Genomic DNA, 26,589 nt, shown 5'->3' on the forward strand with positions numbered 1-26,589 from the left:
CTATGGCAGCAAGTTTCGATATAAAAAAGATCTTCAGAGAATCGTGGGGGTACCAACCTCCCATCTTTGATGTGGCTCTTCAGCCTGAACAATCAATTACAAGTGCCGATTTCTTCGCCAAAGGTCTTTACGGACGGCCTTACTTCATGCCGGTAACACTGGGAAAAGTAGAACTTCCCAATCCTGTTATCCGTGTCACGAGCAAAAAGACCATTGTTGAAACCGTTCTCGTAGGCCGCCCCGGCACCGTGAAGGAACTAATCGGACAGGAAGATTACAAGATCAATATTAAAGGCATCATCGTCACGGAGAACAATAATTATCCTGAAGATGATATCAAGAAAATACACGGGCTCTATACACAAAACATTGCCCACCGTATCACCAGTCCACTGACAAATCTGCTGCTTGGTGAAGGCGCCAGTGTTGTCATCACTGATCTGACCTGGCCTGAAATAAGCGGCATACAGAACGTCAAGACCTATGAAATGAACCTGATCAGCGACATTCCATTTGATTTAATTCTTAAATAATGTTCACACTCAAATGTAAAATCATAATAGGTGACTACAAGCTCTTCGCAGTAACAGATGTGAAAATAAAAAGAAGTATCTATTCGTTTGTCGACACCGCTACTATTACACTGCCCGCGTCTGCCCGCTTACAGAGTGAAGCTACTAACGCTCCAAAGTCTGTTTCAACCGCCGCTACCTTCAAGGAAGGTGATAAGGTTGAGATATGGCTGGGATACGATAACAATCTCCAGCGTGAATTTAAAGGCTTTGTAAAAAGGGTGAATGCCGCGACCCCTTGTGAGATCGAATGTGAAGGTTATAGCTGGCAGCTAAGAGGCAAGAACGTACTCTGGTCAACAGAGAAAGGTAAAACGCCAAAGCTGAAAGACCTCCTGGCGACACTTGTCAAAGAGACAGATATTACCCTGAGTAAAAACATACCGGATATGGATGTGCAGCAAATCTCTGCAGGCAACCTCAGTGGAACAGATGTACTGGACTGGATTAAAGATAATCTTTTTCTCACCGTCTATTTTACAGAAAACGAACTGTATGCCGGACTAGCCTTTATTGAGCAACGTGATAGTACACCTGTTAAATATAAGATCGGCGTTAATGTCGTGAAAGATGATCAGCTGAAATTCAGAAAAGCAGAAGATGCAAAAATCAGGGTGAATGCCATCTCCTTTGACAAGAAAAATGTAGCCGTTAAGGGTGTAGGAGGCGATCCAAATGGAGCGATCCGAACCATCTTTCTTCCACACAACCAAACCCAGGAGCAGGTCAACCAAACGGCGAAATCAAAAGCAAACGAGCTGAGATATACCGGTGTTGAAGGGAAAATGATCGGATTCCTGGAACCTTTTGCCCTTCCTGGTTACAGAGTAATTCTTGAGGACCGTAACTACGGCGAACGGGAAGGCACCTATCTGCTGGAAAGTACTGAAGTAAGATTTGGCCCGGGCGGAGGCAGAAGGACCTGTGACATAGGTGTTAGAATAGACAATAAAACAAGCAAAAAATGAGCAGACAACAGTCACAGCTGATTGAAGCACTCAGGATTCTTGGCAGGGAAAAGGCGACCATTATACCCGCACAGGTTGAAACGTCAGATAAAGCAAAAGGGACCATTGACGTGATCACCTTTGAAGGTTTGAAAATACCCGATGTACGTCTGCGTTCCATCATCGAAGAGGATGAAAAAGGTGTGCTTACATTTCCGGCTGAAAAGACCAGTGTGCTGATCGCAAGGATCAATAAAAGCGATAACTACGTTGTCGTTAGCATACAGGAACCAGAAATGATAAAATGTAAGGTCGGCGAAAAATACCTGGAGCTCGATAAAGACGGACTCCAAGTAAGTGCCGGCGACGACACCCTGAAGAAATGCCTCGACGATCTCTTAGATGAGATCATCACGATCTACGCACCGATGAATAAGGCCGCATTCACAGCTATCAAAGACAGATTAGCTAAACTTTTAAAATAATCATATGCCCCTGAACAAAAGCGGACTGGAACAAAGTATCAAAAATGCTTTCAAAAGTATGAGAGACGGAGATACTGACGAAGAAAAAGGCCTGGACGCGCTTTGCAGTAAAATCGCAGACGCCGTGGACACCTATGTTAAAACAGCCCAGATTAATTACACCGCCGGTCTGACGACCGCTAATGGTCCGGTAACCGGCGTATTCAACGGTACTTTATCATGAAAGATATATTGTTAACAGAAGACCTGGACCTGGATATACATGGAGGCGATCTGACAATCGGAAACAGCGATCTGCAACAACAGGAGCTGTTACTGATCAACAACAAGGGAAACATAAAGGAATTCCCTACTGTCGGAGTCGACGCCTTCAGTTTCCTGCAGGACAACAACACTTCGTCGTTGCTGCAGGAGATACGCAGACAATTCTCTGCTGATGGCATGGAAGTAAAAGCGATCAATATCACAGATACCGGTCAGCTAAATATTGATGCGACTTATGGAAACAGTTAATGTAAAACCCCACCAGTGCCTGCTGGATCTCTCCATGCAACTGAAAGGCAGCATTGACGCACTCTTCGACTTTGCAATTGCGAATGGTATAAGTATTACCGACGACCTCAAATCTGGCAGTACGCTATGGGTTCCCGACAGAGCCATCATTGACCGCCGCACATTCCAGACATTGAAAGATGAAGAGGCAATACCCGCCAACGCTTACACTACCGAAGACGAAGCAGCTATCAAAGGTGGCATCGGTTATATGGGGATACAGGTGGATCTCCGTGTAAGTCAAAACCAAGAGTAAAAAACTATTATGGCAAGAACAATCACCGAAATACAGAACGATATGATCAGCAGGATCACAGCAACTGCCGGACTGACTGATCTCAACAGCACCAGCAAAACGGCTGTATGGCGCATGTGGACCTACATCGTGGCAGTAGCTGTATGGGCGCTTGAAAACCTGTTCGATCTCCATAAAAACGAGGTGAACACGCTCATCAACGAAAAAGCGCCACACAGCTTACGCTGGTATGCCAACAAAGCAAAAGACTTTCAGTACGGTTCTGAACTTGTCGATGGAGAAGACTATTATAATAATACAACTCTCTCTGAAGAAGAAGTAACGAAAAGAAAGATCATTGCCTTCAGTGCAATCGTGGAACAGGCCAAAGGTTTACGCCTCAAAGTGGCCAGAATTGTATCTGATGACCTGGATGCACTCAGCAATATCCAGCTGGCCTCTTTCGAAGCGTACATGAACCGCATCAAAGATGCAGGTGTTAATCCACTCATCATTGAAAGTCTGCCAGCCGACAATTTAAAACTGACGCTGAACATTTACTACAATCCACTCGTGCTTGATAATACAGGTGCAAGACTGGATGGCACAGACCCCAATCCTGTAGGAAAGAAAATAAAGGACTACCTGAAAAACCTTCCCTTCAACGGTACAATGGTACTGGCTTATCTCGTAGATGCATTACAGCAGGTGGATGGTGTGGTGATCCCTCATATTGTGCAGGCACAGGCAAGATACGGTGCGCTTCCTTATACCGCATTTGACGTGAAATACAGTCCGGATGCCGGTTACCTGAGGATCCTGAATGAAACCGATCTGCAGATCTCCTATACCCCACAAAGCGCAATCATATGAGTAAACTATTCGAGGTAGATCTTCCCAAACTCGTCAGGCTCTTAGTGCCGCCAAGGATGAGGAAGATGAAACATGTAGCATGGCTACAGGCTTTAACAAATCCTGTAAACTACCTATACCAGCAGTTCAGGCGCAACAGGGACGCAAACCTTTACCGGCTCTACATCACCCCACAGGTAGTGTATATGGAAAAGTTACTGAACGACAGATATGATATATCAGGACGCAGGATCCGCATAAAAGATGCATTGGTCTATGACGCTGAATATCTGTATCAGGAACAGGAACTCAAACCAGTATACATCTACAGAGAAGAAGAAAACAAGCCGGTATATCTCTTTACAGATGATGAAATAGGCAGCGACTCCGTCGATTTCTTTGTGCTGGTACCGTCAGATCTGACCTTCAATGACAATGAAATGGCAGCATTGATCGACAACTATAAACTGGCCGGCAAGCGATATAAAATTCAAAAAGTATGAACAAAGTAGAACAACTCACAAATCTCGGCGGGTTTCCTATGACCCAGTATACGCTGGACTTCATGCAGCAGTCATACCGGGATGCACTGGGCGCACTGGCCAAACTTGTTGGCAGCGCTGTAATAGTGTCAGGTATGGAAGAAACCGGCAACAATGTGGCTAACGGATGGATCAGCTACAACGGGGAACTGATTCCCTTCACAGGTGGCCCTAAACAATCAACCTGGATCATTGAAGATATAACAGAAGATCGCCTCTTTGCTGATCAGGTGAGCCGCACTGTTTATTTTACCCGCAAGGCAAGGTTTGCAGCAGGCGGTATCAACTACAGCAACCTGCAACGTATAGAAACGCTGATAGGATTGAAAGGTGTGATAGCTTCACTGGACAACCGTCTTACACAACAGGTACTGAACGTATGGAAAAGAGGCGACATCATTGAGGTGGATTGCAGTACGGCCTATATACAAACAAACTTTGATGGCACAGGCCTCGGAAGAAATGAAAGAACAGGCTGGGCTATCTGTAATGGTAACAACGGCACCAGAAATCGCGGAAGCAGATTCCCTGTTGGTTATGATCCATCCAGAGGTGAATATAATACTGTCGGTAATATCGGCGGACAGGAAGCGGTAACGCTCTCTGTTGGACAGCTGCCGCCTCACATGCACTATGGTAACAAACAAGTCTCCGCACGGGGATGGCCTGATGATTCCGGAGACAGAACAGACAACTATTATTACATCCACTCTTCCAGAGATAGCTGGCAGTTCATGCAAACCTTTGACACGGCCTACACAGGGTCAGGACAATCGCACGAAAACCGTCCGCCTTACATTGTTACGCTCTGGATAATGAAATTATAACAACATGGCAATACGTGAACGTAATAAACTAAAAGGCTGGTTCCAGACAGGAGATTATCCTACGCAGGACCAGTTCTGGGACTGGCTTGACAGCTTCGTGCATAAGTCAGAAGATCAGCTGGAGATCGACAACATAGCCGGACTACGCAGTCTGCTTGCCGCCAAGGCCGACCTGGAAGCATATCTCATCCTGTATCAGCAAGTGCAGGATATGACTGCCGCCGGCGTAAAAATAAGAAGGCCGGATGTGTTGTTCCCGCTGTCTGATGAAGAACTGAATATACAGTATCCGGACGCATTACCAGGCACCCAGATCATCTGCCCTTCCATAGATGGCGGCGGAGAAGTCTATGAGAAATTTGACCAGGAGACAAATAGCTGGTTCAGATTATACATGACCAAAGGCTCATCTGGCAACCCTGGCGTCATCGCTGGTATTGAACTGGACAGTTTCGTTTAGTCATCCTGTTAAACTACCTAAAATGAACTTTGAGCTAAAAAAAATAAACTGGGAGCCCGGCAAAGCACCATCACAACTACAGCTGATGACGCTGCGCATCAGGAAGAAAAGTGATGATGACGATGAGAGCTACTACACGACTATTACAGACGCCCTGCAGGTACACGCTGATGGTACGATATTAAATCCACCCATCATCAGCGACCTGGAAGAAGAAACAAACTATGTGCTCCGCGTATTGAACAACGACCCTGCTGGTGGAAAATTTGATATGGTGTTTACAACGCCCGGGACATTTGAGACCGAGACTTTCACGCCATCCTATTATCCCAATTCCGAGGTGATGTACACCGCAGATAGTAATATCAGGGGTGCGATGTTACCGCCTAAATCCGGCGCTTATTACAGCCTGGACTATACAGCCGCGGATTGGTTCGAGACTTATAACGATGCAATTCTGTCCGTTGACACCGTGTTTGAGAAAAAACAGGATATGGCAGGTATTAAGTTACAGACCCCGTCTGACTATGTAATTTTTGCCATGGATGCAGGATTCCTGGAAGGGCTGAAAACGCAGTACGCATTAGGCCTCCATTTCTATGTAGATGCAGCAGATCTGCCGGCAACCGGCAGATGGCCGCTGATCTCCTTTGGCGCTCCGCCAGACAGAGATGGTGTGTCAGTATATGTAAACTGCGAAACCAAAAAAGTGCATTGGGCACAACAAAGGAATGTAACCATACAGGAGATCGTAAGCACTGAACCGATCAAACTGGGCGAATGGAACCAGGTACTTGTTTCCCGTCCAGCTGATATAAGTGCTTCAAAAATGTGGTTAAACACATCCGATACATCTACAGGAGCATTTACGACAGCCACTATACCCAATATCATATGGATGCTTGACTCTGTTAGTATCGGCGCTCCCGGAGGTGTCTTCAGTAAATACTACTATACAACACTGAATATAGATAATGTTATCGCTGAAAAATATCTCCGCCCACCTTATCCGGTTGGCATACTGGAAGACTATTATGATGCAGAGAACAAATTTACAATCCCTACAAAAAACCTGGTTGTATTAGATAAGAATTATGTCCTGTGTTCACTACCAACTGATGCGCCCTCAGGCCGCAAATGGTTCTACTTCGAAGATAGCCTTGGTAAAAGAAGAAGGATAGAGGTCAACATACTACCGCTTGAAAAAATACAGTATCCGGTAGAAATGGATTTCAGTCCCGAAGGAGGTGGCGAATATTACTTCAAAGACCTCTACTATCCAAGAGCTACAGGATGGGGCGGCGCAAACGGCGGCGTATCGGAGAAACACATCTACACCCAAAACGGGCAGCTTGTGCTCGAAGCACATGGAGACCAATATAAAGGCACCTCCCGAGGATATAGACAAGGTGGTGGTCTGCAATATCATAATGATCAGCGCGACCCATCATTTGGTCTTCCATGGACTACAAGGGTTGGTGCGATGATCACCTCTAAAGACTATTATGGTTATGGCCGCTATGTGGTGGAAGCCAAACTGCCCCGCGATATAGGCGTAGCGCCCAGTTTCTGGACAACTAACTACGGGAAAGTATACCCACGGGACCCGCGCTATGATCAGATACTGGCGCAGGGTTTACACAGGCAGGGCGATTTGCAGACAGGATATTATGTAGTGGAGGATAACCAGATCAATATGGATATGCCCAGCAATAATGCCTCCTATATTTTCTACAATATTGAAGAAATGCTCGCCACTCATTATCACATGACATGGGAAGGCCAGCTGGTAGCAGTAGAAGAAGATGAAGACCCGGCAAACAATGGTACCTGGAAACTCAACAACACAGCTGCACCACAACTGCTGGAAAGCTGGACGAAAGTGAATAATGAAATACAACATGTACATCAGCCACAGAAAGACAATATCATCTGTACCAACCGGAAAGGTGAGATTGGAGAGGGCAGAGGACTGATCACCTACAACAATCCATTCGAAGATGAATTTTTCTCTATGCTGACAAACATCGGCAAAGATGTGTGGGATGACGAATTCCATGAATTCAGATATGACTGGTATGCAGACAGGGTTGAATTTTACGTAGATGGCGAAATGATACAGGTGAATAAACACTTTGTACCTGACGTAGCGGGAAGATGGTCAATAGGCCTTTGGTTCCCTTCTGAGCCAGAACCACAACGTTCATGGCGGACAGACATAAGGACGGCATGGGCAGGACCAGTTGCAGACTGGAAATATCAGAAGATGTTTATTAAACGGATCGCACACACACCTTTCACGGACGAAGAAGCCGGTGGCACAAATCGTCTCGTAGGTGAAAACGACCCTTTTGATGGATTACGGAGATATCCTGCACCTCCTCCTGCTTAAAAGCAACTCATCTATAGGCGGGAACGGCCTGAAATAAAGCCGTCCCGCCTTGCTGTTACAAATCGTAGCAAGAAAATTTAATACTATGGCCATACAAGATAGAAACAAACTTAAAAGCTGGTTTGTAACAGGTGCATATCCCGTCCAGAACCAATTCTGGGACTGGCTGGATAGTTACATACACAAATCAGAAGATCAGATATCAATCGATAATGTAGCGTCACTCAGAGACATCCTGAATCAGAAAGCAGATCAGGAAACCTATTCCGCCATGTTCAATCTTTATCAGCAACTATCAAACGATGCATTGTTAAAGAATGCCGCATACGGTGGAGAAGTAAGCGGCACCTATGATGCGCTGCAACTGAACAACGACGCAGTAATTGCAAAGGTGCTGGAAGGACTTGATATTCCGGTTACACAGGAATATATCAGCGGCGCAGATACAATACTGACTGCCTTCGCCAAATTGCAGGGCCAACTGTACAAAGCAGTGATACTGGATGAAAATAATAAAGTACCTGCGGAATATCTGCCAGCCATTGCTATCACCGATGTAATGACAGTAGCAGATGAAGCAGCCATGCTGGCATTGGATGCACAACGTGGCGATGTTGCTGTCAGAACAGATATCGCCGCAACTTTCATTTTATCTGCTGATGATCCGACAGTACTCGCCGACTGGAAAGAGATCAAAAGTGGGCTGTCAGTCCAAAGCATAAACGGTAAGAGCGGTGTAGCAGTACAACTGAGCACTAAAGACATACCGGAAGAGCAAAACGAATATTTCACAAACGACCGTGCCCGTGCAGCATTCACTGCCGGTACAGGCATTCAGATTTCACCTGAAGGAGAGATCAGTAATTCCGGCAATACATTACAGGCCGTTACCGAAAATGGTGCTGATACAGACACCAGAATACGCATAACTGGCGCTATGGGTAATATTGATGATGGAGCGGGATTAGAATTACTCTACTCAGGCGATACTGCAGAAGTCTTCTCCATTGACAGAAATCCTGGTGGTGGCTATAATAAACTGGCGATAAACGGATCAACCTTGTTATTGAACAATGCGCTGGGTGGGCTGGGCGGTCATGTACTTATAGGGAATGGAGCGCCGGATGCCAGACTGGGCGTAGCCGGCGACGGTGTTTTCACCGGCAATGTATCAGGTAGTAATGCAACAGATCCAAGACATTTTGTAACCTATCAACAGCTGAACAATCAATTTTCAGAAGGTACCTGGACACCTGATTTTGGAGGATTGAACGGCTTCGTGAAAGCTGTCAATGCATATTATATCAAAAACGGGAACAACGTACGTTTGAGTTTACAATTCCAGATAGATGAAGTCCCATACCCACAGTTTATTTACCTGATCTTCATAAAAGGACTACCATTCCCGGTAAGGGACTTCGGTATACCTTATTATAATGGATATTACGGTACAAGCTTTGCTGACAGCCAGGTCCAACCCGGGTCAGCCAATCAACGGCTCAATCTCAGTGCGACCATTACCTCTCAGGGAGATGCAATTATGACCGCCACAAATGAGCGCTGGGGTGATGTACAAAATAAATCTCTGGTGATTGATATTACTTATGTAACTACACCATATCCAACATCGGCAGCATAAAATAAAAGCTGGAGGTGAGAACACCTATAAAACAAAGTGGCAGTACCTTTATTGATACTGCCACTTGTTATGTAATAATTATTTACCACTCCGCACCACTTTCTCCAACGCTTCATTCTTTTCTTTCAACGCACCAATCTCTTTCTTCATTTCAATCAGATACAGGGTCATCTCCTCTATCTTCTGTAACAGTTTTTTATTCATTTCTCCTACATCGATACCATCCTTCTCTACCTCAGCAGCAGAAGGGATCTCAGGTAAATGCTGGTGCATCTTAATATAGCTTTCAACTTCAGACAAAGTTGGCAATTTATACTCCGGCTGGAAAACAAAATCAGCCCAGGCCTCTGAGGTCACTTTCACCTTTCTCGCGCCAATTGTACCTGCTACTGACAGCTTGTATTCATCCCTCGGCACAGCGCCGATACTGATATTACCATTTTTTGCAATGATCATTTTTGCAGATGTAGGTGAACCTACAGATAAACGAAGCTCTCCTGTATTTGGCTGCACAAATACCCTGGCGAGTTCCGTGCCCGTACTACCTGAAAAAAACAGATCTCCCGGATCATCTGTTGCTGCATCCGGGGCCTTCAATATCAGATTGTTACCACCACTTACCATCGTCTGGCCATTAACCTCAAGACGGGCAGCCGGAGTCTCTGTATTAATACCGACATTACCGCCATTCAGAAAAGACGCGCCTTCCGCCCTCAACTGTACTCTTAACGTATAATTATTGGGTGAAGGGGTAAGAAACATCTGTAACGTTGAATTAAGCGCCCCACTTGTAGAACCTCCCGGACGTAACATCAGGGTATTATGGGTATAAAGACCTGGTCGGCTGGCTATAACCAGGTTATGACCGCTGTGATAAAAATAGTTGTAACCAATCCCATTTATCAGATTACCGCTATTCAGAAAGATATTACCGCCCTGAACATGTAATTTCTCATAGGGGGTGGAGGCTGCGGTACCAAGTCCGACAAAACCATTTGCAGGATAATTATTCTCCTGCGCGAAAGCACCCAATGACAACAAAGAAAACGCGAAAATGAAAATTCGTTTCATAAATAAGGGAATAGAGAGCTTAAAGTTTTATAAATTGTTCTAGCACATAGGCCGGATCTTCCCGCATTCCTAAAAGACATATAACGATTGCAATTACCTCTTACAGGGAGTTCACATTAAAATTGCATTTACGTTACGAACAAACATATCATGACTTTCCAATGTTAATCAGAAGACGCTGGCGTATTGGATCAGCCGCATTTCTGTGTTTAATTACGGAAACAATGAGACGTATAGGTTACAGTCATTTGGGCAACAATGTTAACAATCCTGGCATAGTTCACTACAAAGTAATGACATTTAAACGATTATTCATAATTTACCAACAAACACTTAACTAATTAATAGATAACATGCTGTCTACCGCATTTAGTACACGAAAGTGTTAATTCATCCCGGAAATACTGTAAAGCATTTAATAAGATAGGAAAAGGTGATGCTCCGCAGAACATCACCTTTTCTTATCGTTGAATCCGTCTTATTTACCCGCAAATATCTCAGCATAATTCGCCGGTATCCACTGATATTCCTTTCCCACATGTCTCAGGTGTCCGATACCAGGGAATGATAAATGCGGCGCTGCAATCCAGTAACCCTGTTTCACGGCATCTTCAAAAGTCTGCTTTCTGGCAGCCGCAGCTCCTGCCAGGTCCACGTCAAAGTCTACCGTCACCGCAGGATCTGCAAACTGTATCGCACCGGCATGGATCACATCCCCCCAGAACACCATTTTTTGCCCCTTACTTTCCAGGACGAAAAAGCTATGTCCTGGTGTGTGTCCTACAGCAGGTACAGCTGAAATGCCAGGCAACAGCTGCGCGCCGGGTGCAAACGTCTTTACTTTACCTGCCTGCTGATAAGGCTGAATCGTTGTCTGGGCAAGATCAAAGAACGGCTGCGCTCTTTTATTGGCAGTTGCCTTATTTGATGCTGTTAACCAGAAATCCGCTTCTGGCTTGCTGATATAAAGTGTTGCATTCGGAAAGACTACTTTACCTTCATTTACCAGTCCGCCAACATGGTCCACATGCAGATGCGTCAATAATACCGCATCGATATCCTCAGCCCTGACACCCACTGCTGCGAGTCTGGACTGTAGTTTACCCAGTGTTGGTCCCAGAAAGCTGCCAGAACCGGCATCTACCAGGATCTGCTGATCACCGTTCAAAATGAGATAAGCGGTAATAGAGGTCTCTACTATTGTATCAAGATAGTTTTGTTGCAGTAATGTATTGACCTCTCCCTTCTTTGCTTCATGTAACAAAGTATGCATATTCAGGGGAAGCGCACCGTCTGAAAGCGCCACTATACGGAAATCCCCCAGCTGCATGTTGTAATATCCCGGTTGTACTGGTACGCCCGATGTTTGCGCTTTCGCAGATAATATGCCGCTCAGTAGTAATAATGCCAATATTCCTCTCAGGGAAAATGTTCGCAGAAAATTCATTGCTTTAAAATTTATAGCACAAATTTCCAGCTGTACACTTCCCTGCGAAAGGACCTTTGTCACTTAAAAATTGTGACAAATGTGTCGTTATTTCCGGTATAAACGGCTTATGGTCTCGCGGGATACTCCCAGAAAAGAAGCAATATGCATCTTCGGAATACGGCTATATAAATGCGGATATTGCCTTACAAAATTCTCAAATCTCTCTTTCGCACTACCCATGATCATCAGCTGCAGCCTTTTCTGCAAAGCCACATAACCCAGACTTGATTTAGTCAATAGATAGTGCTGATATTTCCACATCTCTCTTGCCAGTTTATCCCGGTTCTCTGCTGTGAGTGACAACAACTGACAATCCTCCAGACACTCAATAGCCGTATTTGCGGGGATCTGTTTGACAAGTGACTCCCGCTCTGAGATCCACCATCCCTCAGCGGCAAACTGATAAGTGAATTCCTTCCCGGTACTGGCTTCTGTCATATACGCCCTGAGACATCCCTTCAACACGAAATACTCATGCTTCACCAGATCTCCCTCACGTACCAGTGTAGTGTGCTTCTTATACTTCACAGGCGTAAAGTGAGACAGGACATAGTCAAACTCCTCGTCTGTCAGCTTACAGACCGACTCAATATGTACTCGTAACGGATGCGACATGCCACAAAGGTAAAGAATGCCTTATATACCCGTGTCAGCAGTATTACTTCCTATATACATTACCGCAGAATCTTCAATATATTTCGCAGGATTGAAGGAATTGCCAAAGGTCTTTTTCACAAAAGACAACTTCTCCTTCAGTTCGCCAACCTTCGTGGTAAACTCAGTAGGGAATTTGTTACTATCTGAATAATCGGTGATCAGCTCATTGTATCGGTCAATGTTGATCATCATACGGGCGGTCAGCTGCCCGAAGCGCATACGCAGCGACTGTACCTTATACATAAACGTTTCTACCTGACCTGACCACTTTCCTTTCGTCAGACTATCCGCTTCCATCGCCTGTATTTTTCTGGCAATCACTAAGCGGCATTCATTCTTATACTGTTCTCTTTTACGGTCCAGTGTAGTAGACAAATACTCTCTTTTATACCCTTCACTATCCAGACCATAATAAGACAACTGTTGGCTAAGCAGGTCCTGATTCTCCTGTTGCAGCTGATTCAATTCCTTCGTGATGGCCGTCCACTCATAGTCGATCACAGATTTCTGTTGCTCAAACTGGCTGGCCACATTCAGTAATCTCAGCATGGATGGGCTCTTACCCTTCAGTTCCCTGTTCTCCTTACCAAAGGACATCACCAGTGTATTTACACCGGATGATACCGTCTGCACAAGAGAACCATATAAAGGTACCCTGTTGGCAGCATTCGTCACCAATGAAAGGGATGAGTTCAGGAAGTCAAACATCTGATCGCCACGGCCTTTTTTTGAATACCAGTTCTCATATTCTGTCTTCCAGTCATTGAAATCCTTGTACTGTTGAAGATTGCTGACAGCGCCCAGCTGCGTAAAGAATTGCTGTGAAGCTAAAAACAGGTCTGCCGGCTGTACATCACGCTGTATACTGAGCAACTCGGTAAATGCCAGCTGGCCATTCAATCCCACCCTGATTTTCGGCGTCTTCTCCAGTATAGCCAGTCTGCTATCCAGGGCCACCTGCAGACTTTCCATCGCACTCATTTTTCGTTTTGCCTCCTTGTCATTCAATCCGGACAGTTCGCTCTTCAGTATTTTAATCTCGCCCTCATTCAGTTTAAGCTTGTCATTCAGCTCTCTTAATTGCTGGTCTCTTTCCAGTTTAATTTTGTCGGCAACGGTGGAGTCCTGTTGCGCAAATGAAGTAGTTGTTACGGCAATGCTGATAAAAAATAGTAGAATTCCTCTTGTCATACTTGATGTTTAAGTTATAGGGATATGCGGTATTCACCGGGATAAATGCGTACGGTACAGGATATATCAAATTATCCCCGAATATAGAACAAAGTCCATTAAAAATGGAACAGTCCCCCCGTCCCCAGGCGCTGTCAGCACAGCCCTCCTTTATCAGGTATTCGCAAGCAGATCGAAATATTCATCGTCCTCATTCTTTCCACCATACCCTTTACCCACCGTTGTATGAGAAGCCACGAATTCAATAGACCGTATCCATTTCACCATCTTATACCCCAACTGATTCTCTACCCGCAAACGCAGGGGTGCACCATATACCGCCGTCAGTGGCTGATAGTTCATCTCCCAGGCCAGGATCGAGGCCGGCTTCAGACAATTATCCAGGGTATGCGTATCATAGTATACGCCACCGTAAAGGCCCTCTCCAAAGGAGTAGAAGACAACAGTGGTGACTTCCGCATGCGGTTTTACCAGGTCTACGATGGCTTTGATCGGCAATCCGCCCCATTCCGCAATACCCGACCAGCCCTGTATACAGTGATGCATGGTGATCGTTTCCTCTTTACCCAGCTTCATCAGCTCTTCCAGCGACAATTCCACCGGGTTATCCACCAATCCGCCCACCTTCAGGCGATAATCCTTAAAAGCATTACCCGCCAGCCCTTTCCACTCTTCAGAATCGGGTAGCTTCCCATTGGCCCAGAAATAGGGGGAAATATCTTCCTTTTTATAATACCCCTTTGGCCTGAACTGATTAATAGACAGCTTCCACAGGGTGCCATTCAGCCAGGCCTCTGCATGTTGCAGCATCCGCGGCCGCCGCCAGGAGATCCAGTGAGCGGCTACACAGGTAAATATAAACAGGGCAATGATGCCCGCTCCGATATATAACCCCGTAGGATTAGCAGGATCATCTGTCCCGATAGTGATGTGATTCATATTACGGGCCAGTCCCGTAGCCGCGATCATACTCACATGTATCACCGCAAACATCACATACCCAAGCATCACCAGGAAATGCACCGATCTGGCGCCCTGGCGGTTCCCAAATAACTTTGGCACCCAGTGCCAGCGATTTTCTATGGCCGGAGACATAGCCATCCCCGATAACATGGCCAGCGGCGGGAAAATAAAGACCACCCCAAAGTAGGAGAATTGTTGCAGTGCATTATAATGATAGAAACCATTGGGCTCCTCCGGCATATGTAAGGTGGCGTAATGCACAAAGACCTTCCAGGCGTCCGGTAGTATCTGCCAGGAAACCGGCACTAACCGCAACCATTGATTGGTACAGCAAAGAAATACCACAAAGACAAGTCCGTTCAGCAGGAAAAAAGGAACATGTAAAAAATGCCAGCAACGGGCAATCCCCACCGTATGCCGGTATCCTGGCAAACCGATCAGCGGACTGATATACCGCGCATCTTCCTTTGCCGTCCACAGTTTATCTTTCGGTACCAGCAGGGGAGTGAACCTTACCCATTCAGACCCCGGTTCACAGCTGTTATTCCAGTATAAACGGGGATGATCCATCAGGATAGAAAGTCCGCTTCTAACCAGCAGAGTCAGAAAAAAGAAATTCACCCAATGCGTAAGACAGATCAATACCGGAAAACCAGCAGGATCGCCTGGTCCAGGTGCAGATAATGATAATGAAGGATCGGCAGGCAATCCATATAACAGGTATTGTAACCATGCAACACCCATTGTCAATAGCAGTAATACGCCAATAATGACATACACACGGAGTTGTAAACCGATATACACACGCCTGTCAGGAGGAAAATGGACGGCCTTTTCTGCGGGGGAGAATCTCGTGAACATAGACTGACACAATGGTTTTTGGGTACACAATAGCGTATATACAATTTACCACAAAACGTTTACTTTCAGCTAAAAAGAACGGGACGGAATATAAAATTCCATCCCGTATTGCGTTTGAGATTCAATGAAAGCCGCCATCTTATGGTCAGACTATAACATTACAGCGCAATGGGCATCTACTACCATTGCGCTTTATCGAACCAGGGAATGAGGGGTCAGTCAGTTGACAATCTCAAAAGGGAAATACCCTTATGCACAGGACAACTTCCCAAAAAATATCCGTTAACAGGGAAGCAAGCTTCCCTGTTAACGGATATCATGATGCGATACAATAAAACTACTTCACGATCAGCTGCACATCAATATTCCCTTTGGTAGCATTAGAATAAGGACAAACCGCATGCGCCTTTTTCGTCAGTTCTTCCGCTACTGCTCTGTCCACACCAGGTATCTCCACTTCCAATACCACCGCGAGCGTAAATCCACCGTCTTCTTTTTTACCGATGCTGACATCAGCAGTCACCGTTGTAGTACCAACAGTTACTTTCTCCAGCCGCGCAATATGATTCAGCGCACTGTCAAAACAAGCCGCATAACCGCCTGCAAATAATGTCTCCGGATTCAGATAAGTGCCTGCAGCACCTCCCATCTCTTTTGGCACACGTACATCTACGTCCAGTGCCCCATCTGCTGATTTTACATGACCAACACGTCCGCCGGTCGCGGTAGCCTTCGTCGTATACAACTTTTCCATTTTAGATGAATTTTTACCTGTTAGAAGATATATTTAGTTCTCTGCTAAACTGTCTAATATTTCATGTAACTGCTTTACCAGTTGTTTCCCTTCACTGGCGCCCATTGGCAAACTCTTCCGCAATGCAGCGGGTACTTTTACCGCCAGCTCTCTCAGTTGCTCGCCCTTATTGGTGATACTGATCTGTACCAGGCGCTCATCTTCCGTATCCCGCTTCCGTTTAACCAGCCCTTTCTGTTCCAGTCTTTTTAATAAAGGCGTCAGCGTACCACTATCCAGCCACAGCTGTAATCCGATCTCTTTCACAGATACCTGCTTATGTTCCCACAATACCAGCATCACCAGGTATTGCGGATAGGTCAGCTCCAGTTCCTCCAGTAAAGGCCGGTACAGACTGGTGATCTGCCGGGAAAGTGCATATAAAGGAAAACATAATTGGTTACTCAGATGCAGTACATCCATTTCAGTAAATTTAATTGTGCAAAATTAAATATCATCATTCAGCATGCCTAATCAATTATATCTATTCCACTCCTGCCCGCTGACTATATCTACTCACAGATAATCTTCATTTCTACTCATTCCCACTAACGGATTATCAGTCCAGAGCTGAAAATTTTTCCATCCACGTAAGGGTGCTTCTCTTTGTGCATTGTCTACCTTCGGGTAAAACACTTTTACGGCACATTGGAACCACTAAATGACCTTAAAACAGACAGTGCCTTACTTGAGCAGTACTTCCTTGAATATTTTGAGGTATTGCACAGTTATGCGCATACGATCCTAAAGGATAATGATGAGGCCAAGGATGCAGTACAGGCTGTTTTTATCCAGCTATGGCAGAAAAGAGAAAGCCTGCAGATCCGGCAATCTGTTAGGGCTTATCTCTACGCAGCCACCCATAACCACTGTCTGAATCATATCAAAAGCAGGAAGATCAGGCGGAAGCATTACGACAGATTTGCATCCGGCGCCTCATCCATCAGCATAACAGATATTGAACAGCAGATCGTATTTGCCGACATGAAAAAAGAAGTCCTGGAAGCCATGAAGGCCCTGCCTGACAAATGCCGGGAAATATTTTTCAAAAGCAGATTCGAGGAAAAGAGTTACAGTGAGATCGCAACAGAACTACAAATTTCAGTAAAGACAGTAGAAGCACAGATGGGCAAGGCATTACGCACATTAAGAACGATCCTGTCTGAACGAACTTTCAGCTGGCTGATCATCAGTGCACAACTGATCTCCGTCCTGAAAGATCTCTTTCACTAAGTATGGCACAAAAAGCTGAAAATATGAACGTGACAGATGAACTCCTGTCCAGGTATTTCTCCGGAGAGGCCTCTCCCGAAGAAGCCATGACCATTGATGACTGGAGAGACCGCAATGACGGCAATAACAAAGAGTTTAATGCCCTGCGTACTGCCTGGAACGCAACAGGTGCACATCCCTATGTCGTACAAGATGCAAGAACGGCATGGCAGCAAATGCAGCCATTACCACAACGTCACCGCCCGCGACGTATCAGTATCACTACCTGGATTACCGCAGCCGCTGTACTGACCGGAATTGTCATTTCCCTGGCCATTCTGTTACAGCCGGTACGCCAGTATACCATAGCTACTACTGCCAATGAAACCAGACAGCTTAAACTACCTGACGGCTCCGATCTGACACTCCTGGCCAGCAGTATGCTCACTTACCCGGAAACATTCGCAGCAGGAGAAAGGCATGTTACTTTGCAGGGCAGGGCCGGTTTTGATATCCATAGCATCCCGGAACAACCTTTTATCATTACGGCAGGTGGTTTACAGATAAAAGTCCTTGGCACTGCTTTTCATGTTGCTGAAGAGGATACAATTATCACGGTAAATGTGCTTACAGGAAAGATCCTCCTGTATACCAGCAGTGATACGTTACCTGTTGCCGGCGGACAAACAGCCATTTATAGTAAACACGACCAGCATATAAGATATCACCGCGTGTTTCACTTTGAAAACGAAGAGTTGTCTGCTGTCTGTAAAGCACTCTCAGCCGCTTATCAGACCAACATCATCATAGACCACCCTGCTATCGCTTCCCTGAAAATATCCAGCAACTTTGACAACAAATCCCTGGATTATATTCTCGAAGTCATTACTACCACCCTCAACATTCAATACACCCGTAAACCCGCAAAAAATGAAATCCACTTCACCCAGGAGAATTAATTATATCCTACACTGTATTATCGCTTTACTATTCTCTACACCTTTGTACGCCCAGCAATACGACAAAGCAGTAGTTAATATCACAACCTCACCCATCGATATTACTACACTCGCCAAAACCATTGCAAAACAAACAGGATTGGAGTATTCACTTAATATGCAAAACTCTTCCCTGAAAAAACGGATCACTTTACGCGCCGGCAACTGGCAATTAGCCAACATATTAAAACAGGTACAGCAACAGGCTAACCTGAGCTACAAGATCATCGGCGATCATATCCTGTTTATGGATACCCGCTCTGGCGAAGGAAAGCGTAATTCCCTTGCGGCTGAAGCATCCAAAACAGCACCTGCACCAAGCGCACCTAATCATCAGAATGCCCGTCCTGCTGAAAGTAGCACAAGAAGAAACTTAGCTGAAACAACTATAGAGAACAATGGTCCTTTCGCCTTGGATGCTTTACCCACATCCGCTATAAGCACAAGTGATACTGCTGTACAGCTGAATACAATTTCACAAACACAACAAGGCCCTCATTTCAAAAAAAGAGGCGCTAACTACAGAATGCCTGTGACTAAAAAAACAAACAGGTCCGTAACAGGTACAACAACCACAGGTAGTAATACAATAACAACAGGCACGGGGAATACAACTGCGGCCGGTGCAAAAGAAAACAGTACACCTAAACCCACTGCTACAGTCAGCAGTAATAACAATGATGAGGGAACGGTAAACTGGTACAAACCTTACCTGAAAGCAGGAGTAAGTGCAGATGAAATATTATATGGCAATGTATCGCTGATAACAGGTTTCAGATACCTGTATGGTATCGCATCTTACGGATTCACATCCTATGGTGGCAGATTTCGCTGGGGTGCAGGTATTCCTGTAAAACTCAATGAAACGCAACAGCTGCACATCACCTTTACAACGGGCACATTCAAATATCAGTTTAAAGACAGCCTGGGAGTAACCGATATCCATCTGAAAGAAAGACTGAACCGCTTTAGCCTGGGATGGTCTAAAACATTCGCAGAAAAATGGTCTTTACATGTACAGGTGCATTATAATGACCTCCGGAAAAAGGCCGATCAGGTTCCTCCGCCTATATTTGAAGATTATGGCGATCAGCGAAAGTTCAGGTATGGTAAGGCGCCATACACCATGAGCGAACGCTTTGGCACCCAAAATGATTATCAACGCTGGATAGGTGTTCAGTTATCCCTATACTACCACTTCTTTTAAGGCACTTAACTCAGCCACTTGCGCAAGGCAATAGATTTCTCTCTGCTCACAACTACTTCCTCTGCCGGAGGGTGCAGGTCCAGCTTCAGCTTACCGTTGAAGGTCTGGTGTATCTTTCGGATAGAGGCGGCAGAGACAATATACTGTCTTGTAGCCCTGAAGAACTCTTTAGGATTCAACTCCTGCTCCAGTTCTTCCAATGTCTGATCGATGGCATAACGATCACCCTGCTCGGTAACCAGGTACACTAATTTATGTTCAGAAAAGAAATAGGCAATATGATGTACCATCACGGGAATAAACATATCCCTGTAAGACACCAGGAAACGGGTACGGTATACCACCTCTTTATGTTGCATCTTCCGTATCACGTCCAGCAGATCTGGCCCGACAGATAAGTTTACCAGGGTCTTGATACGTGTAATACTTTTTTCGAGTTGCGCCTCTTCCAATGGCTTCAGTAAATAATCGATACCATTCACTTCAAACGCTTTCAAGGCATATTCATCGTATGCAGTAATAAAGATCACATGCGATTCCACGGCCACATGATCAAATATCTCAAAGCTCAGTCCATCCGTCAGTTTAATATCCATACAGATAATATCCGGATGTTCATTTTCTTTCAGCCATGTGATCGCTGACTCTACTGTCTGAATTTCACCAATGATCTCAATATTCCTGTCTATCTGCAGCAACAACTTTTTCAGCCGTGCCGCGTTCGGTAATTCGTCTTCAATGATCAATATGCTCAACATCGTCTTTCGTATTTATTTTCAGCAATGGTATCTTCACTTCAAAATAATCAGGACCGTCATCTATTAGTGGTTTATTACCACATAACAGGACGTAACGCTGTGTAATATTCTTCAGGCCCAGTTGCGCACCGGGCTCTTTCACCCGCTTCGGCTTCTTGTTATTTCTGACAACCAGCCATTTCTTTTCCTGTAAGTAAATATCGATAATCAGGGGCGCATCTCCTGAAAACTGATTGTGTTTAATGGCATTCTCTATCAGCAGCTGCAATGTCAGCGGGGCGATCTCCCCCTGCCATCCTTCTACTTCCCCGGCGATATTTACACGAATAGCCTGTCCATACCGGGTCTGGTGCAGGAACAGTACGTTTTTGATAAAGTCCAGTTCTACCGCAACAGCGATCGTATTCTGCGTACGGTTACTCATCATATAGCGGTAAATGGAGGAGAGCTTCACCACATAATTGACGGATAAAGCCTGGTTTTCCTCTATGAGGGAGGTCAGGGTACTTAAGTTATTGAAAAGAAAGTGAGGGTCTAACTGTAGTTTCAGGGCGTCCAGCTGCGCCTGTACAGCCAGCTCGCTTAACTTGGAAGCTTCGATCCGGGCGTTGTTCAGACGGAATACCAGGTATTCTGTGGCAAATATAGAAGTGATCACCAGACAGAAGATCATCCCGGTAATAGAGGATTGCCGGTATAACAGCTGATTGAAGGCAAATTTGGCCGGGAAAGGTATGCGAAAGAACAGGTTCACGATCAGCAGCACAATCGCCATATGCGCGATCAGCTGTACGATAAAACGCATCTTCATATTCCTTTTCCAGTGTAAACGCTGGTTCAGGAAATAAGTCAGCCATACACCGGTTTCTATCACTGCCAGTGGGAAAAGCAGGGAGATCAGGCTATTGATGAAGAAATCCAGTACCGTGAATTGTCTCCAGGCATTGAATGTGCGTTCGTAAGGATTGATCAGGAAAAAGATCAGGTTCGTCAGCAGGCAAAAGATAGGATATCCATATAATCTTAAAAACTTATAATTGGATGCAGCCATAGTATCTAATTAGATCAGACTGTTTACCTGGCTGCCCTATCTGCTGATATTTTAGTTGACAGCAACACGGTGAGATACCGGCCTTGTCAGTGATTCCCATACCAGATAAAACGTGCCTAATGATAAAACAGACAATACAACTTTAACGATTTTCAGCAATTTACCTATTTTATACAGCTGTGACACGTAATGCATTTTTTTTGTCATGATCGGTTCCGTTTAGTAATTATGAGGGCAATTTGCCGCAAATACGACAGACCTGCCGGTCCAATCTGACTGAAGTCGCGAAATTGGATACCCAAGTTAAAATATCGCATACCGAACTAAAATGCTGTTGGTTCTTCGTATTACACCGCCATTATGCCCTAATTACGCCGTTACCGCTTCGTTCATGAGCGTACTACTAACGGCGTAGTAAGGGGATAAGACCGGGATAATCGAAGAAACCAGACAATAAGAATTGACAATCAGCCTCTTTAAAAACGCTGCAACACTGCTGTCATTTTCAGTAAATTAGAGGAATGGAAATGCAGACATTTCTCCCTTCCGACATCTTAAAATCTTATATTAAGTATTACTGGGTCTTTGCCACAGAACAGCAAAGTATCAATGATGCGATGTATCCCAGCGGGTACCTGGAACTGGCCATTAATATCTCGGAAGGGGAAGTCGTTTCTGTATTGAATGACCGTTATATCGGCATGCCTCCGGTAGAGGTACTGGGTCAGTTGACGGCGCCCGCCCGGATTATCGCAGGAAAACAAACCACGTTGCTGGTCACCCGCTTTTATCCCCATGCGACGGCCCTGTTCTTCCCCAACAGGATCGCTGACTTTACAGATGATTCTGTGGACCTTTTAGACGTTTTTAAGGCAGATGCTGTCGATCTGCATGCCCGTATGATGGACCAGCGTACGCTGGCACAGAAGATCAGTATACTGGACAGCTTCCTTGTCCGGCAGCTGATCAAATCCCGGAAGAACCTGTCCCAGATCTCCCTGATAGAAAGTATATGCCGGTATACCGGACAGGGAGGAGATGGCCCGGATATAGAGCAACTGGCGCTGCAACACGGTGTATCAACCCGTTATATCCAGAAATTATTCCTCGACTGTATTGGCATCCCCCCCAAGCGCTTTTTCAATATCAGGCGTTTTAATAAGAGCCTGCACCTGATCAGAAAAGCAGAGGAATCCCTTACATCCATTGCCTATGAGTGTGGATACTATGATCAGGCGCATTTTATCAGGGAATTCAAGGCCTTTTCGGGCGTAACGCCTTCCCGCTTCCTGCAACCTACGCTGTTGGAAAATACAGCTGAAATCTGACGCTGTTCGCTTTTTTACAATTTTAAACTTTTCAGGTGTCCTTTCTTTGCTACAGCATTCTAAAACAAGGTCATCATGAAAAGAAAACACCGTCATATCATATTATTACTATTCCCCGTACTGTTTGGCTTTTTCAATACCTATGCCCAGCAATTACCGGAGATCGTAGCGGCAAAAGCTGCCATTGCCCACAGCAACAGTATCTATTTTGAGGCCTTCGCAAAAGGCGATTCCGCCATTTTTATCAACCGGTATGCAAAGGACTGTTGCATCATGGCGCCAGATGCACCTCCGCTTTGCGGAGCAGACGCAGCACTTCAATTCTTCAGAATAGCTTATTACCAGATCGGATTGCGAAATGGAAAATTCACGACCACCAATGTCTATGGCAATGGTGATGGATATGTGACAGAGGAGGGGTTATGGGAGTCGTTCGATGCCAATAATGTGCGCTTTGATAATGGCAAATTTCTGGTATTGTGGAAGAAGACAGCAGATGGCTGGAAAATGTACAGAGACTCATTCAGTAGTAACAGGGGAAAATAAACAGAACACGCCATTCTAAAAAAGGGGACAAAGGACGGTATCGTCTTTTGTCCCCTTCCCCTGTCTATACCGGATAAGGTCCGTCCTCAAATGTTTCTGCATGATACCCTTTCGCACCTACCTGCCGGGTCAGCTGACTCCTGAAATCGCGGTCAGCCTTTAACTGCTCCACCACATAGGCGAAATCATATTTAGGCGCCCATCCCAGCTCTTTTCTGGCCTTTTCATTGACATAGACCCTGTCTATCTCTTTGAACATCCGCCAGCCCCTGCGGGCATATTCCTGTACAAATGCGGGTACGACACCCTGCACCACCCATTCCGCATTACTGCGTAAATAAGGCGTATGCCCCTGCATAAAGGGCGATGTGGCACTGATGATGTATTTTCCGAAACCGATCGCTCTGGCCCGTTTAATGGCCAGTATGTGTGCTTCAACGGCATCCTCCAGTTCCACCCGTCTGCACAGGTACTCGTTGACTTTCAGATTATCATCCGTAAAAGCGCTCCTCCTTCCTTTATTGTCATCTTCTTCCGGGAAGAAGCGGGAAGTACGCAACACGATACAGGGCAACTGGTGGTTACGATAAAACAGCTGACAAATATCCTCTGCGGCCGCCTTCGTCACGCCATATATATTCTTGGGTACCGGTATCACATCTTCTGTGATCCAGGCAGCAGGCGTACCCGGAGGTGGGACCAACGCATCGCCGAATACACTTGTCGTACTGGTGAAAACAAAAGCTTCCACACCGGCAGCAACTGATTCCTCCAGCAGGTGTAGCGTACCGGTGATATTAGTATCAATAAAATCCTGTTTACTATGTGTGGCAACATGCGGTTTGTGCAGGGTAGCGGTATGGATCACTGCCTGTACCCCCTCAAGACAACTTTTTACAAACTCCCTGTCTGTGATGGAACCTACGTATGTTGTGAACGGAGAAGCCTGTATATCTACGCCCGTCACTTCATAACGACGTGCCTGCAGTGTACGGACTAACCCCTCACCAAGATGTCCGGCGCTCCCGGTAACTAAAACTTTCATATGTTAGCGTATTATCTTAATGTTCAGGATCGAAATTAAACGGTCCTGATGCAATTTTTGGGACATTTGTCCCATTTACAGCTATGATCAAGACAAACCTGGCGCTATTACAGCTGATGAAAGAACTCTCTGAAGGAGAGCATACAAAGAGCGCCATTACACTCCGCCATCTCGATGTAAAACAAAAACTGATTATGCAGGATCAGACATTACAAAATGTCTATATCATCAAGTCAGGTGTTATCAAATGTTTTATGACAGAAGAGAACGAGAAGGATTATATACTCGATTTTCTGGGGGAAGGAGAATTACTGGGTGAAATAGAAGCGATACGCCATAAAACGGCTGGTTGTACGGTAGAAGCTATTACCCCGCTTACCGTGTATGCGCTGACCAGCACTCAGTTCAGGCATTTCCTGGAAACCATCCCGGCTTTTAATATGGCTGTGCTGGAGCAGCTGGTCAATCGTGTGATGAGAATCTCTGAAAAGGCTTCCCGTCATCAGTTATATACCCTGGCCGAGATCCTCCCTCAGTTACTGAATACCCTGGAATCACAACAGATCAATTTCACGAAACAAGACCTGTCAGAATACCTGGGGATTTCTGTGAGAAGCCTCAACAGGATGCTGAAAGATACCGGTCATACGGCTATTTAAACCGGGCCAGTACCCGTTTTGCCTCCTCAGGATATACCGTAATCAGGTGCGTACGCATAGAATCCGGCGTAGGACTGGTCTGCCCGTTGGTCAGCAATGTGATCTTACCCGAAGCCAGGGCGGGCATATGACAATCAATACAATTCTTCGACAACACCTCCGCAGATACATTTTTCAGTTTACAGAAAGTAGGTTGTCCTGCCTGATGACAGCTCATACAACGCCGGGAAAATGTCGCCAGCTGATTGCGTTCACTGTTATGCGGATTATGACAGGAAGAGCAGGTCATATCATTGCTTTTCACAAAACACTTACTGGCAGTGAATAACTGGTATTGCTTTCCGTGTACGTCCAGTTCGGCCGCCCGGGTAGGACGGGTAAAATCCGGGAAGAAATAATCTGACAGGGCATCACCCGGTTTGTAATCAAAAGCTGGCTTTTGCGGTGTTCCTAAACCGGAATGGCACAAAGCACACATATCCAGTCGCTGCTGGTGTTGTAAGGAACGCACCTTTGTAATATGTATGGGATTTTTCTCCTGCGGATGCCCGGTGTGAAAAGCCACATGTTCTGCAGCAGGACCATGACAGCGTTCACAATCTATACCGTATACCAGCTGATTCTTTTCAAACTCCTCTGACAAATGCCTGCCTTCCATATGCACATCCTTAATACCTACAGCAGAGCTGTGACACCCGAAGCAGGTGCTGGGGATCATACGGTCAAACTTGGGATAGGAGGGAGGAAAACCCGGACTATTCGCCCAGCTACCAGCTGGTACAAACCAGGAAAGCGGTAACTGAAAATACTTCCCGGTACTCCAGGTCAGAAAGGTCTGCGCCTTTCTACCCGATCCCATGGTGATATCAAAACGGTGTATCTCCTGTAAGGTACTGTCTGCATAAGCTGTCTGGAATAAACCGCTATCCCGGCTTTCCATCGCCACCCGGATACCATTGCTGTAGGAGAAGCTATTATCATGGGGACCAAAACTACCTTTAATCGTTTTGGTGGATGCGGGAGCAGATGTATTAAAATGTCCTGTATTAATATAGGAGTCGTAAATCTGACGGTGGCAACTCACACAGGCGGCCGCTCCGGCAAACGCTTTCCCCCTGATATCAGCACCGTCGCTTTCCGGCGCTTTACGGACACATTGGGAGAATATCAGGATGCAGGATATGATCAGTAAGGATACATAAAACAGTCGCTTGTTCATAACGTTGGAATCTTGGGCCAAGATATATAATGTTTACA

30 protein-coding genes are annotated in these 26,589 nt (G+C 45.6%); 18 read left to right on the top strand and 12 right to left on the bottom strand.

Annotation, left to right across the window (positions count from 1 at the left end; all coding sequences use genetic code 11):
- The first annotated feature begins 2 nt into the window (after nucleotides 1-2).
- The 12 genes from BMZ72_RS24325 (at nucleotide 3) to BMZ72_RS24380 (ending at nucleotide 9,503) form a co-directional block, all read left to right on the top strand.
- Nucleotides 3-533 (top strand): DUF6046 domain-containing protein, encoded by a 531-nt coding sequence (locus BMZ72_RS24325; protein ID WP_012787963.1) that lies wholly within the window; start codon nucleotides 3-5, stop codon nucleotides 531-533.
- A complete protein-coding gene (locus BMZ72_RS24330; RefSeq protein ID WP_089812280.1) occupies nucleotides 533-1,540 on the top strand; it encodes a hypothetical protein in 1,008 nt (335 codons plus the stop codon). The genes BMZ72_RS24325 and BMZ72_RS24330 overlap by 1 nt, the downstream gene beginning before the upstream one ends.
- Nucleotides 1,537-2,004 carry a hypothetical protein gene (locus BMZ72_RS24335; RefSeq protein ID WP_089812281.1) on the top strand — a complete coding sequence of 156 codons (468 nt, stop codon included), beginning with the start codon at nucleotides 1,537-1,539 and terminating at the stop codon, nucleotides 2,002-2,004. Before BMZ72_RS24330 ends, BMZ72_RS24335 begins: the two co-directional genes overlap by 4 nt.
- Before the next feature lie 4 nt (nucleotides 2,005-2,008).
- Nucleotides 2,009-2,227: a hypothetical protein gene (locus tag BMZ72_RS24340; RefSeq protein ID WP_089812282.1), complete on the top strand. Its 219-nt coding sequence runs from the start codon at nucleotides 2,009-2,011 to the stop codon at nucleotides 2,225-2,227.
- A complete protein-coding gene (locus BMZ72_RS24345) occupies nucleotides 2,224-2,517 on the top strand; it encodes a hypothetical protein (RefSeq protein ID WP_089812283.1) in 294 nt (97 codons plus the stop codon). Before BMZ72_RS24340 ends, BMZ72_RS24345 begins: the two co-directional genes overlap by 4 nt.
- The gene (locus BMZ72_RS24350) at nucleotides 2,504-2,812 is read left to right on the top strand and encodes a hypothetical protein (protein WP_089812284.1); all 309 of its coding nucleotides are present in this window, start codon (nucleotides 2,504-2,506) and stop codon (nucleotides 2,810-2,812) included. Before BMZ72_RS24345 ends, BMZ72_RS24350 begins: the two co-directional genes overlap by 14 nt.
- A gap of 9 nt (nucleotides 2,813-2,821) precedes the next feature.
- A complete protein-coding gene (locus tag BMZ72_RS24355) occupies nucleotides 2,822-3,664 on the top strand; it encodes a hypothetical protein (protein ID WP_089812285.1) in 843 nt (280 codons plus the stop codon).
- Nucleotides 3,661-4,146: a hypothetical protein gene (locus tag BMZ72_RS24360; RefSeq protein WP_089812286.1), complete on the top strand. Its 486-nt coding sequence runs from the start codon at nucleotides 3,661-3,663 to the stop codon at nucleotides 4,144-4,146. The genes BMZ72_RS24355 and BMZ72_RS24360 overlap by 4 nt, the downstream gene beginning before the upstream one ends.
- A complete protein-coding gene (locus BMZ72_RS24365; protein WP_089812287.1) occupies nucleotides 4,143-5,012 on the top strand; it encodes a hypothetical protein in 870 nt (289 codons plus the stop codon). Before BMZ72_RS24360 ends, BMZ72_RS24365 begins: the two co-directional genes overlap by 4 nt.
- A 4-nt stretch (nucleotides 5,013-5,016) precedes the next feature.
- The gene (locus tag BMZ72_RS24370) at nucleotides 5,017-5,472 is read left to right on the top strand and encodes a hypothetical protein (RefSeq protein ID WP_089812288.1); all 456 of its coding nucleotides are present in this window, start codon (nucleotides 5,017-5,019) and stop codon (nucleotides 5,470-5,472) included.
- Nucleotides 5,473-5,494: 22 nt separating this feature from the next.
- On the top strand, nucleotides 5,495-7,864 hold the full coding sequence (locus BMZ72_RS24375) for a family 16 glycosylhydrolase (RefSeq protein WP_089812289.1): 2,370 nt from the start codon (nucleotides 5,495-5,497) through the stop codon (nucleotides 7,862-7,864).
- An 85-nt stretch (nucleotides 7,865-7,949) separates the two neighbouring features.
- Entirely contained in the window at nucleotides 7,950-9,503 is a 1,554-nt protein-coding gene (locus BMZ72_RS24380; RefSeq protein WP_089812290.1) for a Ras family protein, read from the top strand.
- 78 nt (nucleotides 9,504-9,581) lie between these two features.
- Here BMZ72_RS24380 and BMZ72_RS24385 read toward each other — a convergent pair whose 3' ends face one another.
- From BMZ72_RS24385 to BMZ72_RS24415, 7 genes are all read right to left on the bottom strand, one after another.
- Entirely contained in the window at nucleotides 9,582-10,574 is a 993-nt protein-coding gene (locus BMZ72_RS24385; protein ID WP_089812291.1) for a hypothetical protein, read from the bottom strand.
- A 478-nt stretch (nucleotides 10,575-11,052) separates the two neighbouring features.
- Nucleotides 11,053-12,021 (bottom strand): MBL fold metallo-hydrolase, encoded by a 969-nt coding sequence (locus BMZ72_RS24390; protein WP_089812292.1) that lies wholly within the window; start codon nucleotides 12,019-12,021, stop codon nucleotides 11,053-11,055.
- Between the two features lie 87 nt (nucleotides 12,022-12,108).
- Entirely contained in the window at nucleotides 12,109-12,678 is a 570-nt protein-coding gene (locus BMZ72_RS24395; RefSeq protein WP_089812293.1) for a Crp/Fnr family transcriptional regulator, read from the bottom strand.
- Nucleotides 12,679-12,699: 21 nt separating this feature from the next.
- Nucleotides 12,700-13,911: a hypothetical protein gene (locus BMZ72_RS24400; protein ID WP_089812294.1), complete on the bottom strand. Its 1,212-nt coding sequence runs from the start codon at nucleotides 13,909-13,911 to the stop codon at nucleotides 12,700-12,702.
- Between the two features lie 153 nt (nucleotides 13,912-14,064).
- Nucleotides 14,065-15,735 carry a molybdopterin-dependent oxidoreductase gene (locus tag BMZ72_RS24405; protein WP_255373283.1) on the bottom strand — a complete coding sequence of 557 codons (1,671 nt, stop codon included), beginning with the start codon at nucleotides 15,733-15,735 and terminating at the stop codon, nucleotides 14,065-14,067.
- A gap of 337 nt (nucleotides 15,736-16,072) precedes the next feature.
- The gene (locus BMZ72_RS24410) at nucleotides 16,073-16,489 is read right to left on the bottom strand and encodes an organic hydroperoxide resistance protein (protein ID WP_089812295.1); all 417 of its coding nucleotides are present in this window, start codon (nucleotides 16,487-16,489) and stop codon (nucleotides 16,073-16,075) included.
- Between the two features lie 33 nt (nucleotides 16,490-16,522).
- Entirely contained in the window at nucleotides 16,523-16,951 is a 429-nt protein-coding gene (locus BMZ72_RS24415; RefSeq protein ID WP_089812296.1) for a MarR family winged helix-turn-helix transcriptional regulator, read from the bottom strand.
- A 225-nt stretch (nucleotides 16,952-17,176) separates the two neighbouring features.
- On the opposite strand from BMZ72_RS24415, the gene BMZ72_RS24420 reads away from it, so the two are divergent.
- Genes BMZ72_RS24420 through BMZ72_RS24430 form a run of 3 tightly spaced genes read left to right on the top strand, consistent with a single transcriptional unit; the run spans nucleotide 17,177 to nucleotide 19,945 of the window.
- Nucleotides 17,177-17,761 carry an RNA polymerase sigma-70 factor gene (locus tag BMZ72_RS24420; protein ID WP_177222921.1) on the top strand — a complete coding sequence of 195 codons (585 nt, stop codon included), beginning with the start codon at nucleotides 17,177-17,179 and terminating at the stop codon, nucleotides 17,759-17,761.
- A gap of 2 nt (nucleotides 17,762-17,763) precedes the next feature.
- Nucleotides 17,764-18,699: a FecR family protein gene (locus BMZ72_RS24425; RefSeq protein ID WP_089812298.1), complete on the top strand. Its 936-nt coding sequence runs from the start codon at nucleotides 17,764-17,766 to the stop codon at nucleotides 18,697-18,699.
- Nucleotides 18,671-19,945, top strand: coding sequence for a hypothetical protein (locus BMZ72_RS24430; RefSeq protein WP_143087777.1), 1,275 nt, complete (start codon nucleotides 18,671-18,673; stop codon nucleotides 19,943-19,945). The genes BMZ72_RS24425 and BMZ72_RS24430 overlap by 29 nt, the downstream gene beginning before the upstream one ends.
- Nucleotides 19,946-19,950: 5 nt before the next feature.
- Here the strand turns inward: BMZ72_RS24430 and BMZ72_RS24435 are convergent, their stop codons facing one another.
- The 3 genes from BMZ72_RS24435 to BMZ72_RS36665 are packed head-to-tail and all read right to left on the bottom strand — an operon-like array spanning nucleotide 19,951 to nucleotide 21,961.
- Nucleotides 19,951-20,703 carry a LytR/AlgR family response regulator transcription factor gene (locus BMZ72_RS24435; protein ID WP_089812300.1) on the bottom strand — a complete coding sequence of 251 codons (753 nt, stop codon included), beginning with the start codon at nucleotides 20,701-20,703 and terminating at the stop codon, nucleotides 19,951-19,953.
- Entirely contained in the window at nucleotides 20,681-21,754 is a 1,074-nt protein-coding gene (locus tag BMZ72_RS24440) for a sensor histidine kinase (RefSeq protein WP_089812301.1), read from the bottom strand. Before BMZ72_RS24440 ends, BMZ72_RS24435 begins: the two co-directional genes overlap by 23 nt.
- A gap of 51 nt (nucleotides 21,755-21,805) precedes the next feature.
- Nucleotides 21,806-21,961, bottom strand: coding sequence for a hypothetical protein (locus tag BMZ72_RS36665; RefSeq protein WP_177222923.1), 156 nt, complete (start codon nucleotides 21,959-21,961; stop codon nucleotides 21,806-21,808).
- Between the two features lie 320 nt (nucleotides 21,962-22,281).
- Here BMZ72_RS36665 and BMZ72_RS24445 point away from each other — a divergent pair, with 320 nt between their 5' ends.
- Together BMZ72_RS24445 and BMZ72_RS24450 are read left to right on the top strand one after the other, a co-directional pair.
- Complete coding sequence (locus tag BMZ72_RS24445) at nucleotides 22,282-23,082, top strand: helix-turn-helix domain-containing protein (RefSeq protein WP_177222924.1); 801 nt, start codon at nucleotides 22,282-22,284, stop codon at nucleotides 23,080-23,082.
- 75 nt (nucleotides 23,083-23,157) lie between these two features.
- Nucleotides 23,158-23,628: a YybH family protein gene (locus tag BMZ72_RS24450; protein WP_089812303.1), complete on the top strand. Its 471-nt coding sequence runs from the start codon at nucleotides 23,158-23,160 to the stop codon at nucleotides 23,626-23,628.
- 64 nt (nucleotides 23,629-23,692) lie between these two features.
- Here the strand turns inward: BMZ72_RS24450 and BMZ72_RS24455 are convergent, their stop codons facing one another.
- Nucleotides 23,693-24,673 (bottom strand): NAD-dependent epimerase/dehydratase family protein, encoded by a 981-nt coding sequence (locus tag BMZ72_RS24455; RefSeq protein WP_089812304.1) that lies wholly within the window; start codon nucleotides 24,671-24,673, stop codon nucleotides 23,693-23,695.
- 83 nt (nucleotides 24,674-24,756) lie between these two features.
- On the opposite strand from BMZ72_RS24455, the gene BMZ72_RS24460 reads away from it, so the two are divergent.
- A complete protein-coding gene (locus tag BMZ72_RS24460) occupies nucleotides 24,757-25,332 on the top strand; it encodes a Crp/Fnr family transcriptional regulator (protein WP_089812305.1) in 576 nt (191 codons plus the stop codon).
- Here the strand turns inward: BMZ72_RS24460 and BMZ72_RS24465 are convergent.
- Nucleotides 25,325-26,551 carry a multiheme c-type cytochrome gene (locus BMZ72_RS24465; protein WP_089812306.1) on the bottom strand — a complete coding sequence of 409 codons (1,227 nt, stop codon included), beginning with the start codon at nucleotides 26,549-26,551 and terminating at the stop codon, nucleotides 25,325-25,327. The genes BMZ72_RS24460 and BMZ72_RS24465 overlap by 8 nt on opposite strands.
- Between the last annotated feature and the right edge of the window lie 38 nt (nucleotides 26,552-26,589).

It is taken from the genome of Chitinophaga sp. YR627, assembly GCF_900114995.1.
Classification (GTDB): domain Bacteria; phylum Bacteroidota; class Bacteroidia; order Chitinophagales; family Chitinophagaceae; genus Chitinophaga.